This is a genomic window from Numidum massiliense (assembly GCF_001375555.1).
In the GTDB taxonomy this organism is placed as follows: Bacteria; Bacillota; Bacilli; order Thermoactinomycetales; family Novibacillaceae; genus Numidum; species Numidum massiliense.
Genome location: NZ_CTDZ01000009.1, coordinates 2767691 through 2783871 on the forward strand (window position 1 = coordinate 2767691; position 16181 = coordinate 2783871).

Here is a 16181-nt window from a genome sequence, read left to right on the forward strand (position 1 = left end):
TGTCACCTTTCTCATAGCGCCTGTAATTTCGGCCACGCCAATTCAATGCCACTCGCTGTTAGCTGGCGCTGAAAGTCCTCCAGAAGTGCCTTTTGTTCGTACACTTCCCGCGGTCGCTTTTTTTTCGCTAACGCGAAAGCTGCCAAATGACCAGCCACTTCGCCGATGTTCCACTCGACGGGGTGCAGGCGGTAACAACCGTTCGTAATGTGCGTCGAACCGATATTTTTACAGGCGGGCAGCAAGTTGTTCATCCGCACAGGGATGAGCGACCCTAACGGAATTTGGAACGGGTGGCTGGCGAAGTCGATGTAATGCCGGTTACCGGTACTCGGGTGTAAATCGATGCGGTAACTACCGACACCTACCGAATCGTGAAACACTTCTGCCCCGCGTTCGCCGCGCACCTCGCCGCTAATGTGTTGTTCTAGCACGGTAAAACACGCTTTAATGCGGCGTGATTCGCGAATGTACGGCCCCATCGCCAATCCGTCGTCGGTTCCCATGACATCTTTGCGCAACCGGAGCTCTCGATAACCGTATCCTCCATCGTGTCGCGGCGCCTCCGTTTGCATCCAGTACAAGAGTGACAAACTCAACTGCTTCGCGCCCTCTAAATGACGGTTCGCTGTCGTTTCGTCCACTTCAAACACCGGCCCGAGCCAGTAGTCGTTTTGAGGCCAGTTGACGATTGTTACATCGCGGAACCCGCTCCCCGGTAGAAAGTGGCGTTCGTCGATGACGCGGCGGTACGTCCATAGCGAGAAGTGCTCTCCCTCTGGAAACAGCGTATACGTCCGATGCTGTAACGTCTCCGGGTACACCCCAGACCAACTGAGCTGCAAATCGGGCCAAAAATCGGCCTGATACGTGCGCCAGAAGTCGTATTGCGCCGGTTTTTCAATCGTATGGTCTTCTTCCGGCACAAAATCGACCGCAAAGCAGTGCGTGATCGCTTGCATGTCGAGCGGATCCGCCTCGTCGGGCAAGGCGTGCGGCTCGCCTGTTTGCGCTTGAGACTCCGAGCCAGTTACGTATTCGACACCGGCGAGCGGCAGCAGTTCACCCGTTTCCGTCGCATCTAAAAAGTACGGCGCCGTCAACTGGTTTTGCTCTCCGCCGTGGCAGTCTTTAACAGTTAGCGATAAGATACGATCTCCTTGAACTTCCGTGGCGACAGGCGTATGGTGTGTCCACACGGTCAAATTGCCGTTGTGAATGTAGGGTGCCAACATTTGGTACATGACCGCAAGCGCTGCACGCGGTTCGTGCGACAACTTGCTAACGATCGCGCTTCCCGGGTTGAACTGATCATCCGCTAACGCCTTGGCGCGGAGCGGGAAATTGCTTTTGTAATATGCCCGCACGAGTTGGCGAAAGCGGCGGTACGAACGCGTACAGCCAAATTGCTCCATCCACGGATGTTCGTCCGGCGGCACCGCCTGACTCGTCAGCTGACCGCCGATCCACGCCGTCTCTTCCGTCAGTATGACTTTCATGCCCCTACTGGCCGCTGCAAGAGCTGCCGCGACGCCACCCGTGCTGCCTCCGATAATGACTACGTCTGCCGTGTATTCTCGCATTGCCGTTCCTCTCCTTACTTACGTAGTTACTAAGGATTGTAATTATTGGGACTTGGGTACTGGGGCTAGTTACCAAGTCTTGCAGTTACTGGGTCCCACAGTTACTAATAACCTAAAGTTAACTGGGATTTGTAATTAGTTTCACTTATAGCCCCCAAACTTGTGATTCCTTGCCTTACAAGCGTTTCCGCCGGCGTTAACGTCGCCGTGCGGATGGCATCAGTTACGGGAACGCCACAATGCTCGACCATTACTCGAAGCGCTATATTCTGACGGTTCAACCCGTTTTCCCCTTCGTTATGGACTACTTCGTAACTTTCTTGCGCTATTTTTCTTCGCAATGAACGCGTATGTGACCTTTTGCTTAAGCTCGTATAATCTCCTTGACTTAATTGTAAGTTGACATCTCTCTGCTGTCAATATAATCTGCTATAATATGAATATAAGGAGGATATTTTCTCCTAATGGAGACATTTAATTGGAGTGAAGGATCGATGACACGCACCGTTGAACAACCGCTCGTTGCTTTTGGGGACAGTAACACGGAAAGAGCCAATTGGAAAAGTAACAGTTACGACCCCGCGCTTAAATGGGTGACGCTATTACAGCACGACCGCGGTAAGTGAATCATAAATGCCGGTGTCGGCGGAAACACCTCTTCCCCGCTTATTCGCATCTTTCTCTTCTGTCTCCAAACAGACCGTTTCGTGCAAACGGTGTTCTACTAGCGAAATAATGCTCGATCCCTATAGCTCACACCAACCAATTATTAATCAAAAAGACCATCCATGTTCAACGGATTGAGATACATTCGATTTATTTTTGATGAAAAAGCTGCCATTTAAATGTTATGATAGCAAGAATAAACGGTTATTTATCTCTTTTACTCACTAGCAAGGAGGTGCTGATCATGTGGAAACCGGATCGCCATAGCAACCAACCACTTTATCAACAAATTGCTGAAGACATCGAACAACGAATTTCATACGGCGAGTTTCCACCCGGCAGCCTACTGCCTTCCGAACGAAAATTAGCGAAACAACTAGGCGTCAATCGGAGCACCGTGATCCTTGCTTATGCGGAACTTCGTGCACTTGGGATCATCGAAAGTCGGATGGGAAGCGGTACCAGGGTCAGCAAATTTAAATGGGGGGCGACACCGAAGCATACCCCTAACTGGCATCGCTATGTAGAGGGTGGACATTTCTTACCGAACTTACCCTTTTTGCGCCGGATCCGCGAAGCACTGCAAAAAGATCGTCGTTTGATTGATTTTGCGAGCGGTGAACTGTCAGCAGATCTCTCGCCGGTGAAGGAAATAAATCTCGTGATGAGCGAGAACCATTTAACACAATATTTGGGATATGACAACCCGCAAGGATTTGCTCCACTTCGCGAGGTGCTCGTCGCATATTTAAATCAATATCGCGGTATTCATACGACAGAATCATCCATTCTCATCACATCTGGCTCTCAGCAGTCGTTATATTTAATTACGCAATGTTTACTGACTCCAGGGGATGCGGTGGCAATCGAAGATCCTTCCTATTGCTATTCCTTGCCTATGTTTCAATCGGCCGGTCTTCGTTTGTTCCGCCTTCCTGTCGATCATAAAGGCATTCGGCCCGAAGATGTCCGTGCCCTGTACAAAAAACACCGGATCAAGATGGTGTTTATAAACCCGAATTATCAAAACCCTTCAGGTGCCCTTCTCGATTCAGAACGACGCATTGAATTGCTAAATGTTGCAAGCGAACTGGGACTCCCGATTGTTGAGGACGATCCCTTCAGCCTGACTGCCTACGATGGCAACCCGCCCTCACCGCTGAAAGCAATTGACCCAATTGGCTCGGTTCTCTATATTGGCTCCTTCTCCAAAATCGCGGCATCTGGCTTGCGCGTCGGCTGGATGGTCGCGCCGCATGCTGTCGTCGAACGGCTGGCCGATGCGAGGCAACAGATGGACTTCGGACTGAGCGTCGTGCCCCAACAGGTGGCTGCGCAATTTTTGCAGTCTCCATACTTCGATCCCCATTTGGATCGGTTGCGCACGCAGTTGTTTTATAAGCGAAATTTGTTAGTAGAAGCCCTGCAGAAAGAATTGTCCCATTTAGTCAGTTTTCAAATCCCTTCTGGAGGATTGCACATGTGGTGTAAAATAAATCCGACGATAAACGATCAGAGGCTTTTCGAAGAAGCGATCCGACAGGGAGTCATTTATGTGCCTGGTAGTGTCTACGGGTCTGATTCCGGTTATGTGCGCTTCACTTTCGCAAGGCCTAAAGCTGAGGAGATCGTTCCGGGTATTTCCAAATTCGCAGCATCCTTGCGGACTGTTCTCCGTTAATCCTCCGTTCACAGCGTTAAAGTGGATAGGAATAGTGGATAAGAACGGTGATTGTAAAAGTAAGTGGATGGGGTAAAAAGCGGAAGCAATGGATGGTTACCGATGGATGAGGTCCCCTTATAATAGTCGTAATGGATAATTTTTAAACAAGGGGGCTTACAGTCGTCTAGTGAACAATCAAAGCGTGGCTACAGGAATATTATCTGCGTTACTCGCTTGCACAGGTGGCGCCATTTTAGTCATTCATACGGCCGATCTCGTAGGATTAAGCCGGCCAGAACTGATCTCATGGCTATTTATTGTTTATGTTATAGGTGGCTGCTTGAGCATTATTTTCACAATAAAATATAAAATACCGATGGCGGGTGCGCATTCGATCACTGCAATCGCTTTTCTGAGTACGGCAGCCGCCGACTTTACTTTGCCGGAATTGGCCGGGAGTTTTATGATGGCAGGTGGCTTAATGGCTTTGCTCGGCTTCTCGGGCATATTTAAAAAAGTGTTGGCACACATCCCTAAACCGTTAATCGATGCGATGTTGGCGGGTCTTATTCTTAATTTTGTCGTAGAAATCGTTCCCGCTTTTAAAGAGTCCCCCCTGATCGCTGGGTTAGCCATTCTAGGGTTTTTCGTTGTTCCTAAAATCTCTAAATCAATCCCCCCACTACTCGGTGTGCTTCTTTTCGGCGTTCTCGGCCTCCTCCTAGGATACGATTTCCCGAAGATTTCAGGCGAACCGTTTAGCTGGCCACATCTTGTCACGCCATCTTTTACAGCACACGGTTTCTTTTCCATTTCTATTCCAGTCGCCGTATTGATTTTGAGTAACGACCTCGCGGTCGCACTAACGGCGTTGAAAAAAAACGGATTTGATCCACCGATCAATCAAGCGATTGCTTTTTCTGGTTTAGGGACAGCACTGGCCGGTCTATTCGGAGGACATTCTGCCAACATCGGAGGCATGATGACTGCCCTTTGTAGTAGCGAAGAAGCAGGTTCAAAGGACAGTCGCTATTGGGCAGCCCTCGTTTCAAGTGTCGTTGTGACTCTATTCGGCCTCTTTGTCTGGAAAGTCGTTGTGCTCATCGAAAGTCTACCTGCCTTTTTTATTACTTTGATAACCGGATTCTCCCTTATAGGCGTGTTGTTAGGGAGTTTACAGTCCGCATTCACGGAGCCGACATACAAATATTCCACATTGTTTGCCTTCGTGATTGCCATCTCTAACGTATCCTTTATCGGAATATCGTCTGCCGTGTGGTCACTGTTAGTTGGCGGGATTGCTGCCAAAGTACTCGGTGAAGGCGACATTGGTAAAGACAACCCAGCCAAGCGCCAAAATAAAGCCATCTAGGGAGAAAAATTTCTTCCAAAGACGGCGCTTTTGTACACAAAAAGGTATTAAACGGTCAAAGCTCGCTTGTTCTAAAACTGGATGGGGAGTAAATCACAGTGAATGGGTGGTTACTTTTCGAAAGGAACGTTTTACAATATGTCACACGATGACCGTTGTAGATGGAGGGATTCTTGTGAAACTACCACAATTTAGCGATACAAGTAAATCGTTTCGCCTCGTTCTCGGTATAGTAGCTTTTATTGTCGCCATCATGCTTGCAATCGGGTTTGGTATAGTCGCAGTTAAACTCATCATAAACGACGTGCCTTATTCAACGGCGATTCTCATCGTTTCACAAATAATTTTATGGTTATTTGTCTATAGAGGTGCAGATTGGCTTTACAAATCAATTGTTTCATCTAAAGAGGAACAAGTGACTCAACAGGAACAATCGATTCAAAAGGAACGGACCACCTCCCCGACCTGCTCTGATAAAGCCGACCGTACTTCGTAAGTAAGTGCCATTATATTCAGGAGATGACCGCGGAAATCCCGACCATACCCATTGCCCCATCGCAAGAGCTTCGGGCTGCCCGTAGGAGTTTGTACTACGCGGGCAACCCGAAGAAAACTTAGTGGAAACTGAAGCGACATAGTGACCAGTCCTTCCACATGTGACAGTCCTTCCACATCCATTCCCACGAACTTTATGACTGTTCTTTCCCTTTACGTAATCCCCTCGGAATAAGAAGCAAAAACAACAATAATGTTCCAATGGCAATGAGTACAATATATAAGATTGTTAAACTAGACGAAGCCGCTGCATTGTCTCGCTCGTCCTCTACCGTGTGAGATGGCCGTCTGTCATGGGTGGAAAACAGCTTTAATTCCGCAGCTTTAGCCGCAATCGTATTGTGTTCCTTCGTGTCCCTGAGAAACAATTGACCCGTCACTTGTTTGAAAACGTCGTTTTCCTTCCTTCGGAATGTCAACTTCTTTTGCTCCTCAGAAAAGTCGCCTTTCTGACGGTATAGCGACGGATCATGAAAGTAATCCGTATTCAACTCTACTTCCGCATCTTTATACTCGTTTGGTTCAACATCTACGTCACTATCCCCGAAATCCGTCTCCGCTAATGTTACTTTACTAGGGACGAGGACTAGGAGGGTCATCATTAGGAGGGCCATCACCAGGACGACCCCTATAGCGATTCGCTTAGTACCCATAAGTTAATCACCCTTTAGATACGTACTTACGCCCCTTCCTTCTTTTTATCCCTCTTTCTGTTATCCGCCCTTTGACCCTCGCTTGCCGAGTCCGATGTCTTTGACGTCGTCTGGCTCAGTTTTACCCCCTCCTCCTCGCGGTCTTCTCCCGTTGGTTCCTCGCCCTCATCTTCAACTTCAGCACGCCATCCGAATGCCCGTGCCACCCACGGAATACATGTCAGTACGATCGTAAAACTGAGTAAAACGACGACTGCCTCGACGAACAGAGGATCTGTCCCGTACTGAATCGCCAAATAAACCATTGTCACCGGATCGACAAAGTTGAAGTTCGGAATGGCATTGTCGAGTAACGGGGTAATGAATAACACAATGAGCCCGACACTCGCAAACCAACCGATCATTGTACTAAAGCGGAACGCGACGCGGACAAACGTCGAACTAGCCGTTAGTAAGAGAATCGTAAACACAGCCCACATAATGGCACGCTCGTCGGGCATCTTGTAAATTTGTAACCCGAATAAACTAATCGTCAGTCCGACAACTATATTTAAAAGCGCGAACAGCGCTCCCCTCACAAGCAGAGGTGCCCTTTGATAATAGTGGCTGAAGTAACCGATCAACAAGCTACTGATTAACACGATGACCAAAATGACGAAGGGCGGCACCGTTTTCTTTTTCTCGGAGGGCACTTCCCCCTTAACTTGTAATGGGTTTGACAAATAGTCATACACGTGGCCGCGGTTTTGACCATCGACGATCGCATTACCCAAAACGTTGTAGACGTCGCCCTGCACCATTTCTGTCGACTCAACGTTTTTCTCCCAATTCTCATTCAAGCGGTCTGCCTGTTTCTGTACGCCAGCTACATTTTTGTGCAATTCATTCGTGTAATTGATGATGCCCACTTGACGTTCTCCGAAAGATTGCACGAGCCGATTCATGCCGTCGAGCTGAAGCCTCATGCTTTTGTGCGCTGACAGGACGATCTCACCGTTTGACGGCCCTGTTTTTCCGCCTTCGGGTGTCGATTGCATGTCCGTTAAGATCGATTGTGCGTTTTCGTGAATCGTTTGCAGCTCCTCAATGGCCGCTTCCTGCTCATGCGCCACACGTTCGCCATACTCTTTGGCCAACGTTTCAATGTCACCGTTGTGTAACTGCATTTCCTCCCCGGTGTTCTCCAGGTCGGTTTGCAATTGTTGCCAGCCGTCTTGTTCGTCCTGATCGGTAGCAAGCAGACGTTGGAGGCGTTCGTTAAGCTTCTCATCGCCTAGAACAGCGTCTTTACTCGGATTGTGCGTTTGACCGATCCCTTTTACGGTAGCCATATATTGCGATAGGTAGAAATAGTAGTCAATCGCTTTCTCCAAAAAGGCACCCTCTATGTCCGTTTCAAAGGCTTCCTTTAATTTTTTCTTCCTTTCTTCGGACAGCACTTCCGAGTTTAAAAGCGATTGCTCTTGTTCCTTGATTTTTTTAATGATTGGGGCTACAACGTCGTTAGCTAGCTTGTTGTATTTTTTATCCAACTCGTCGTACTCATCCTGCAACTTCTTGTGTTCTTTTTCTAAGTCCTCATACTTTTCCTTCCAACCGGCGTCCGCCTCGTCTTTTTCGCGAAGTTCTTTCGCAACCCCTTCAATTTCCCCCCTCAAACCGTCTAACTCTTCTATGACCTCGACGACCTGCTCCGGCTTCTCGTCAGGGATCGATTCCAACGTCTCCTTTAATTTACCCATTGACTCGGCGACACTTTCCAATCTTTCCTGTAGATCTTCCCTATCCCTTTCCTCTGGATCAGGTTCCTCCTCCTTATCGCCTTTGTCACTAGGTGGGGGCTCTTTGGAGGAACCTTCCACATCCTTTTCCCGTAATTCCTTCCTTAACGGAAGCATCGTTTCTTCCAATTTGTCTAGTGTAACCCGTTCGTATTGCTGTTTATAGCGATCGATCAATTCACTTTGCAATTCTTTTAATGCCTTTTCCTGCTGTTCAACTTTACTCGCACGCACTTTACTGAGATTTTCTATAGATTCGTTACTCTTCTCAATCATTTTTTGCATGCTACCCGCACGTTCAACGACAGGATCGACGTATTTTGCAAGATGTTCGTTGAGCGGCCCTTGCCTTTCGGCAATACTCTTCATTCCTTGCTGAATCTGCAGCATACTTTTGTGTTGCGCCTCTTGCAAAAATTTCCTTTTTTCCTCTTGGAACTCCCTGTAGTCAGCAATCATTTGCACAAAACTCGTAAGTTGTTGTTCGATTTGTGTCGCATCACCATCACGCTTGCCGGAGTCTTTAGCCACTTGTTGCATATTCTCTTGCAGGTGTTTGAGCTGCTCCCTTTGTTGATCCACTCTCCCCGCTAACTTTTCCGAATTTGGCCCGTAGAAGGCGTACATCGCCTCTTGGAAGGCGATCTCCTTCTCCAAAATATTGTCGAACTTCTGGCGTATATCGTCAATTTCTTGCGCCACATAGCTCCAGTAGAGGGAAGAAGTGATCGCATTCATTCGATGCGTCGCTTCTTCCAATTCCCTAAGCACCTTCTCTTTATTCACTGCGTTCAGCTGATTTTGCACATCGTATTGCAACGTCGCCCTAGTCGGCTGCTCATCGCCATACGTCAAAATATTTGCGGAAAAGTTGGACGGGATGTACATGACGGCATCGTATTTCAATTTTTTTAGTCCGCTTTCCGCTGCGCTACGACTGAGGACCGTCCAGTTGTAATCGGAATCTCGATGCAAGCCCGCTGCGATGTTTTCACCGAAGCGCACCGTTTCATCAACAATAACAACGCCTAAGTCTTCATTCACTACGGCAATCGTACGCGTCGCGTTTTCTTTCACGCGAAGCGGGTCGTGCCCAATGTAACTGAAAAATAGCGCAGGTACTGCTAAAATCAACACCACTGAAATAATTACTTTAAACGTATGCTTCCACTGCTTCTTCATACCGCAATCCTCCTTTCCACCGTATGGTGTGGAATTTGAATTTTTTTGTCTTTGCCATTGAGGACGTAATAACCGAATCCGGCATTAATGTCTGCCTCATTGCGACTGTACGGAAAGGTAAACATGCCTTGATCCGCTTTTCTCATTAAAAGAATCACTTGACGAATCTGTTTTACCTCACTGGTAAACCCGTCGTACCCCTTAGAGAAGTCGTTACTATTACCACAGGCGATCACATTGAATCCTAAGTGACTGTAATCATTCATAAACTCAGCGAGCCGATTTTGCACGGTACTATCGATCGTTTGTTGCAATCGTGCAAAACCGTCGACGACGAAAAGGAGCTGTGAAAATGAAAGTTGCTCGATTTCTCCTTGCTGGACCGCCTGCAAATACGTTTCCTCTCGTTCTTTCAATTCACTTTCTATGTCGTCTAACCATTGTGCGATGCTATCCTTCGTTTCCAAATAGTCGATGCCTTCGACTTTGGCATAGCTCGCTAGCCCGCGGTCGATCGAATCAAATAAACCGATGCTAAACGCTTGCTGCGACAACGCTTCGTCTAAGATGACCTTGATGAGATTCGTCTTCCCCTTTTGCGATTGACCCAAAATTAGGCAGTGCTTATTTTTAACCAAATCCATGTGAACGGGCTCTACATATTCCTCGTCCAAACCAATCGGATAAATGCCTTGCTGTCGAACGACACGTGGGTCACTGTACAAGTCGCTCACCTCTAATGTCGCAGGCAACATGGGGATCGACTCCGGTTTCTTTGCATCGCGGTATGTCTCTCCGATCAATTGAATGTCGCGTTTCACACGGTCTAGAATCGCAAGATCATCCTCGCCATCAGCCGGAGAAAACACTTGCGCATAGAAGGAGTCCTCTTTTTTAATAATCGCCCGCCCAGGAATCGGCTCAAGCTCGTACGGCAGTTTTCCGCCAATCGAATAAACTTCGGACTTGTCCATTAAATAATGAACAATTTTCGTCTTTAAGTTATTCATGAGCGCCTGGCGAATCGCGTTCACGCGCGTCACCGTATACATCATATAAATGCCGAGGGATTGCCCGTCGCGCACAAATTGGGTGAATTGCGTCTCCATGTCCTCGTACTCTTCTTTGGCGAGGTCAAAGTTATCGACCGCAATAAAGATGATCGGAAGTTTCTCATCGCTCAACGCGTTGTACATTTTAATGTTACTCACTTCTTTTTGCTGAAACAATTGCTTCCGCCGGCTAATCTCCTCTTTCATAATCCGCATGAATTTATCCATCTTACGCGCCTCGTCCATACGGAAGTAATCGGCCGTATGCGGCAATTGCCGTAGCGGTAACAGCGCGCCGTTGCCGAAATCAAAAATGTAACAGTGAAACTGCTCCGGACTGTAAATGGACGCGAAGTTTAATAGCAACGTCATAACCGTCATCGATTTTCCGTAACCCGAAGAGCCGAAGATGCCGATACTACCGTCTTCGATCATTTCGTAACCGTACGGGCGTTGACTTTGCTTCTCCGGTTCGTCAATCATGGCAAAATAAAACTCCCCGTCCTTTTGCGATACGTGGTCGTAACGCGATAGGCGTTCGGCAAGTGGCGGCAACCAAGGGCTTTTTAGCTTACGGATGTTCAACTGCTGCTGCGTCTCCTCAACGTGATCGACGATTACTTCAATTTCCGATTTGACGGCTTTCTTCTTTTGCTCTTGCGAAGACGATACTTCAGACAGCGGAATGAGACCGAGGTCGGTCACGATCGCCACTTCATCCTCTGTACTCGATGCGTCTTCCATGTACGGTGCCCCGCTCCAAGCCGATTGGAACAGTTCGTACACTTCGTTGTTCCCCACCTGTAAATAGCCGCGACCGGTCACTGTAATCGAGGCAGCGTCGGCGTTTTTCAACACTTCTTTACTGTCGGCGGCGTCTTGTACTTTTAAGGCTACGCGAAAGCGGGCGTTACTCCAGATCTGGCTGTCAATGACACCCCCCGGTTTCTGCGTAGCCAAAATGAGGTGCACCCCTAGGCTACGACCAATGCGGGCGGCACTGACGAGTTCCTTAATAAAATCCGGTTCTTCACTTTTAAGCTCGGCAAATTCGTCAGAGATTAAGAATAGATGCGGCATCGGCTCTTCGGCCACACCTTGCTTGTACAAATCGGTGTAATCGTTAATATGGTTCACTTCATACCGGTCAAACAGCCGTTGCCGCATTTTTAACTCACTCTTAATCGACGCCAGCGCACGGGCGCTGAAGTTTTTACTGTTTTCGATGTTCGTTATGACACCGAGTAGGTGAGGAATATTTTTAAACGGCTGTGCCATCCCCCCGCCTTTGTAGTCGATGAGCAAAAACGCCACTTCGTGCGGATGATAACGAACGACTAGCGATAAAATGTATGTCTGTAAAAACTCACTTTTCCCCGACCCCGTCGTACCAGCCAATAAGCCGTGTGGACCGTGCGCCTTTTCGTGTAAGTTCAACTCGACGAGGTCGTCTTTTCCCTTCAAGCCAATCGGCGTGGCAAGCGACTTCGACGTATCCGTTGAGAGCCAGTTTTGGGCAATATTTAAATCATTGACGTCCTCTGCCTTAAACAGTTCTAAGAAGGACACCTTCGTCGGAATAGAGTTCGTCATCCCAACTTGGTGATCGAGCGTACGCAGTGTACGGGCGAACCATTCGTTTCCAGCGTACTGGTGGTCGTCCAATTGAAACGGAATTTGTACCGCTTTCCCTTCTTGAATCAGGATGTCGCCTTCTTGCTCGTTAATGTAGCGCACGAGCGTCTGGATCTGTTCAGATAAACTTTCCTTCGCTTCGGCGGCAAAAATAACCGATATTCCTAAGCGAGGGTCCCCACCTTCTAAATATTCCATAATGACGTGCTCGCTAATGAGCTGGTGATCTGTCACGATAAAGACAAAATGGGGTGAAAACCTAATCTTGCCTTTCCGTTCATCGAGGTCGCGCTCCCTGAGCAACTCGTATATGGACGACAGCAATTGGTCCCGTGTCTGCTCGTTATAAACAAATCCTTTGGCATACGCGTGTGGTAGTTGAAAGTGAGGCAACCACTTCATCCACTCCCAGTCACCGTATTCTCGCTCGGAAAAAATTAACACGAAGCGGAGCTCGTGATAACTGTGGAAAAAGGCGAGCTGCCCGACCAACTGGTGGATTTCGCGCTTGACAATTGCCGCTTTGCCGATTAGCCCCATCGCACCCTCAGAGAGACTGACTGTAATCGGCACATTCGGAATCTCTTTGTACACTTGTTCCATCACTTGCGACTGTTCGAGTAAATCGTCAATTTCGCGGTTAGACATATCGCTACTGCTTAAAGAAATTTCATAGCTTGCCGGAACTGTCCCTGTCCCTAAACGCAAATCCAAAAAGTCGTCACTCTCAGGCGTTCGTTCCCAAATGCGGTCGGAAATTTGCTCTGTGAAATATTTCATCCGCTCAAAGGACGGGTAATGGTAACGCAAAAAGTGTGTTTGTTTTTCTGATACTTCATGCATTTCTTGTCGTTTATTTTGCAAATACCTCGTATATACCCGTAACCTCTTTTCCTTTTTCTCTTTATGTTTCCGCTTTTCCCGGAAATATTGAACCGTTGACATAATTAATGTCATCGTAAACATGACGATGGACATTAAAATGAAAATCCCCCGCGGTTGAATGATAACGATTGTCCCCATAACGAGCAACATAACGAGCGGTGGCAAAATCGTCATCCACAGCCCTTTCGAGCTATCCTCACTTTCCTGAGAAGGAAAGGACAAACTAATCTTTTCTTCCGGCAACTCATAGATCATGCGCGGCGTGCGGCGGAAAAATGGGTATTTCTTCATCATTTCTGATGTGGGCTGTTCAATTAGCGGTAGTCCCGCCCGAAAGTCCACAAAACTCGTAATCTGTAGCACATCGTCTTCTAACAAGCACAGAGTCATGAACGGCCAAAACAGACGATCCCCTCTTGTGAGAGTCGTCGGCACCGTCACTTTTTGACCGTTCACATACAGCCCTGCACCGTTCGGTAACACCTTCCACCTTTGACCGCTTTTTATTAAGCGAAACCCGTTCCTAGATAAAAAGGTGAAATGCTTATGGATCATACAATATGCGCGATCGCTCATAGAAACGGCGCTGGATTCGCTAGGCTGTCCGCTGTCGCCGTGATCGCTTAAGGAAAAAGACAGTTGTTGACGATCGCCGACATAATATTTTCGCTCCCTAGGGGGCGAATCGGTAATCAACAACGACAACGTGTGTGACCCGTCAGTCAATTGGAAGGGTTCCGTCTTGGACAGTGTCATAATCAGTTGACCATCCTGAAACAGCTCAAACACTTTCTCCCCGTCTTCGTGCTCTCCCACGTGGATCGTTAGTGCTCCCCCAGAAAAGGGGAACGAACGAACAGTCAACGTATGTTGTATTTCCGGTCCGATGGTCACTGTACGCAACGATCGGTTATTTAAAAACAATTGATGATAACTTGTATCCGTAAACACCCACAAACAATTCACGCGACCACCTCCAGATACAATTGGCTAACTTTCCGGCTTCCGTTGAATGTTATTTTTTCCCTCACTCTTTCTTTTCTTTATCCTCTCCGGATTCCTTTTTCGCCTCTGAATCAGCCTTTTTCCCATCTGACCCTTTCTGCTCGCCCTTTTTCTCTTTTTCCTCTTTCTTCCGCTGTTCTTCTTGTTTTCTTCGCTGCTCTTCTTGTTGCTTCCGCTTTTCTTCTTGCTGTTTTTTCTCCTCCTGCTCCTTTCTTTCCTGCTCCTCTTGTTCTTTATGGTACTCGTCGATCTCCTTTTGGATCCCCTCTAGTTTCTTTTGCTTTTCCTCACCCGATAAGTCCCCGTCAGCTTTAACCTCCTCGCTGTATTTAACGAGCGCGTAGACGAGCAAATCTTGTTCCTCCAACGAACGCGCAACATCGATTGCCTCCTCGTTTTCCCCGCGTCCAAGGTGAATCCAGTAGGCGTAATATTGCGGGTCTGACTGAAGGGTAACCATATCGCGAATGTTTTTCCGTTGCTCTGCATCTAACGTCATCGACACGCTCACCGCATACGATGTCGCTAGCCCGTACTGAACGACTGGCGGCATCTCGTCGATCTTGTAACGCTCCAACGTATTAACCACTTCACTGTATTCATTATTTAGGAAGTACTTACTGCTATCCAAAAACGCGTCGTGTTTCGGTTGCTGAAAGAAGATCGCATAACCCGTATAAATTAATGCCGGAAGCAAGCAAACCAAAAGCCCGATAGATATGTAACGGTTTCTCTTCCACTTTTTTTGCGGAATATGTACAAGTGTTTTATCCTTGGCTTCCAACTGATCGATCTGCTCTTCAATGAGCGCCTGTAACTCTTCCAAATCCTTGGCTGTCATGATACGTTTAGTAGTTTCCGAGAGCTTCGATGTCTTATGAAAGTTTAAATACTCGTCAAACGTATATTTCTCATCAATGGCTGCCGCTACCGCCGCCTTGACCTCGTGCTGTAACCGTTCGCCATCCTTCTCATAAGGTGGGATACTCTCCTTCACGCCGTAGTGAAGGAAGTACGGTTCCATACTTTTGTCAAACACAATCGTCTCCGGACATACAATGAGATGGAGCCGCGACAGTGAATGTTCCCTTACCTTTTTTACTAGCTGATGCGCAAATCGCCACCTACTCTGCCTATTTTTAGTACAAATAGCGTCAAAGGCTTCAAAGTTGGACGGCGGATGGACAATAACGATTAACTCATCATCTGTTTCGACAATTTCCTTATGTAAACAAGGTGTCATTTCCTTAAGAAGGTCAATTTCTAACCTGTCATCGAGTTTTATTTTTTCCTTTTGAAAAGCAAACGTATAGCCATTCTCTTTACCGATGCGGGCTTCCAATTGCTGCTCCAAATAGGTAGGCTGTTGTTCAGACATCCCGATCGACTCCTTCTTCGTTATAGGATCTCTAGACGATCTCCTGTAGTAATCCCGCAATCGACCAGTTTATCCCTTCCGGAAAAAACGACGTGCTTGTTGGGGATACGCACCCAATACCCTTCCCTCGGTTCAACGCCAATCTGCTGCGCCTGCCAGACGATGTCTACGACTTGTTTAATCGAATGGTAGTCAGAGAGACGCAAATCGAACGTTTCTCCTGTATAATGTTTTAAATCGATCGTAATCTCAATATACATGCGTCGTCACCTCAAACATGCATCGTCACCTCAAAAAAAGGAGGAAGCGCCTTCAAACGTCAGAAGTGCGCTTCTCTGGACATTCATGAACTTCGTGTCATCGATCTTTATGTATGCGCGTTCAGTATACTCGCTAGATGACGTTAGCGGGCGTTAATTTGGCTAGCGATGCTTTGGTCAGTGTCACGAAGGATACCAGCGGTTTTATGGAGCTGTTGACCGATTTCATCAAGCAATTGACGCATTCTCTGAAACGAGGGTTTCAGATCCTCATATTGTTTAATAAATGCTTCACTCGATGCACCTTGCCACTTATCCAGCAATTCACCCGCCATCGTTTCTAATTTGCCGTTAACGTCTTCCAAAACGTTACCATTCTCCAGATAACGCTTAGCTATTGCTTCAAGTTCAGCGGGGGTTGCGCGAATAACTTCCGACACAATAATCACTCCTCCTAATATAGTTAATTCATCATTATTGTATAATACAAATAGAAAAATGGCAAGCATTT

At 47.4% G+C, this 16181-nt stretch carries 11 protein-coding genes; 4 read left to right on the top strand and 7 right to left on the bottom strand.

Translation table 11 applies throughout. The annotated features are described in order from the left end of the window. Positions 1-11 precede the first annotated feature (11 nt). On the bottom strand, positions 12-1583 hold the full coding sequence (locus BN1247_RS12935) for an FAD-dependent oxidoreductase (protein ID WP_054950766.1): 1572 nt from the start codon (positions 1581-1583) through the stop codon (positions 12-14). A gap of 464 nt (positions 1584-2047) precedes the next feature. On the opposite strand from BN1247_RS12935, the gene BN1247_RS17820 reads away from it, so the two are divergent. The 4 genes from BN1247_RS17820 (at position 2048) to BN1247_RS12950 (ending at position 5780) form a co-directional block, all read left to right on the top strand. Next, positions 2048-2209 (top strand): hypothetical protein, encoded by a 162-nt coding sequence (locus BN1247_RS17820; protein WP_157360870.1) that lies wholly within the window; start codon positions 2048-2050, stop codon positions 2207-2209. A gap of 284 nt (positions 2210-2493) precedes the next feature. Continuing rightward, the gene (gene pdxR, locus BN1247_RS12940) at positions 2494-3930 is read left to right on the top strand and encodes a MocR-like pyridoxine biosynthesis transcription factor PdxR (RefSeq protein ID WP_054950767.1); all 1437 of its coding nucleotides are present in this window, start codon (positions 2494-2496) and stop codon (positions 3928-3930) included. A 169-nt stretch (positions 3931-4099) separates the two neighbouring features. Then, a complete protein-coding gene (locus tag BN1247_RS12945; protein WP_074011164.1) occupies positions 4100-5284 on the top strand; it encodes a benzoate/H(+) symporter BenE family transporter in 1185 nt (394 codons plus the stop codon). Positions 5285-5459: 175 nt separating this feature from the next. Continuing rightward, positions 5460-5780: a hypothetical protein gene (locus BN1247_RS12950; protein ID WP_054950768.1), complete on the top strand. Its 321-nt coding sequence runs from the start codon at positions 5460-5462 to the stop codon at positions 5778-5780. Between the two features lie 193 nt (positions 5781-5973). Here BN1247_RS12950 and essA read toward each other — a convergent pair whose 3' ends face one another. From essA to BN1247_RS12980, 6 genes are all read right to left on the bottom strand, one after another. After that, positions 5974-6492, bottom strand: a complete 519-nt coding sequence (gene essA / locus BN1247_RS12955) for a type VII secretion protein EssA (protein WP_054950769.1) — start codon at positions 6490-6492, stop codon at positions 5974-5976. 26 nt (positions 6493-6518) lie between these two features. Next, the gene (gene esaA, locus BN1247_RS12960) at positions 6519-9455 is read right to left on the bottom strand and encodes a type VII secretion protein EsaA (protein WP_054950770.1); all 2937 of its coding nucleotides are present in this window, start codon (positions 9453-9455) and stop codon (positions 6519-6521) included. Further along, on the bottom strand, positions 9452-13993 hold the full coding sequence (essC, locus tag BN1247_RS12965) for a type VII secretion protein EssC (protein ID WP_054950771.1): 4542 nt from the start codon (positions 13991-13993) through the stop codon (positions 9452-9454). Before essC ends, esaA begins: the two co-directional genes overlap by 4 nt. Before the next feature lie 61 nt (positions 13994-14054). Beyond that, the gene (gene essB / locus BN1247_RS12970) at positions 14055-15410 is read right to left on the bottom strand and encodes a type VII secretion protein EssB (protein ID WP_074011165.1); all 1356 of its coding nucleotides are present in this window, start codon (positions 15408-15410) and stop codon (positions 14055-14057) included. 20 nt (positions 15411-15430) lie between these two features. Continuing rightward, positions 15431-15670: an ESX secretion system protein YukD gene (locus BN1247_RS12975; protein ID WP_054950772.1), complete on the bottom strand. Its 240-nt coding sequence runs from the start codon at positions 15668-15670 to the stop codon at positions 15431-15433. A gap of 143 nt (positions 15671-15813) precedes the next feature. Continuing rightward, on the bottom strand, positions 15814-16110 hold the full coding sequence (locus tag BN1247_RS12980) for a WXG100 family type VII secretion target (RefSeq protein WP_054950773.1): 297 nt from the start codon (positions 16108-16110) through the stop codon (positions 15814-15816). Between the last annotated feature and the right edge of the window lie 71 nt (positions 16111-16181).

What these genes read in the sequence shown, in the direction of transcription:
- esaA (WP_054950770.1), bottom strand. Translation starts at nt 9,455, where the DNA reads ATGAAGAAGCAGTGGAAGCATACGTTTAAAGTAATTATTTCAGTGGTG.
- pdxR (WP_054950767.1), top strand. Translation starts at nt 2,494, where the DNA reads ATGTGGAAACCGGATCGCCATAGCAACCAACCACTTTATCAACAAATT.
- essB (WP_074011165.1), bottom strand. Translation starts at nt 15,410, where the DNA reads ATGTCTGAACAACAGCCTACCTATTTGGAGCAGCAATTGGAAGCCCGC.
- BN1247_RS17820 (WP_157360870.1), top strand. Translation starts at nt 2,048, where the DNA reads ATGGAGACATTTAATTGGAGTGAAGGATCGATGACACGCACCGTTGAA.
- BN1247_RS12935 (WP_054950766.1), bottom strand. Translation starts at nt 1,583, where the DNA reads ATGCGAGAATACACGGCAGACGTAGTCATTATCGGAGGCAGCACGGGT.
- BN1247_RS12975 (WP_054950772.1), bottom strand. Translation starts at nt 15,670, where the DNA reads ATGTATATTGAGATTACGATCGATTTAAAACATTATACAGGAGAAACG.
- essA (WP_054950769.1), bottom strand. Translation starts at nt 6,492, where the DNA reads ATGGGTACTAAGCGAATCGCTATAGGGGTCGTCCTGGTGATGGCCCTC.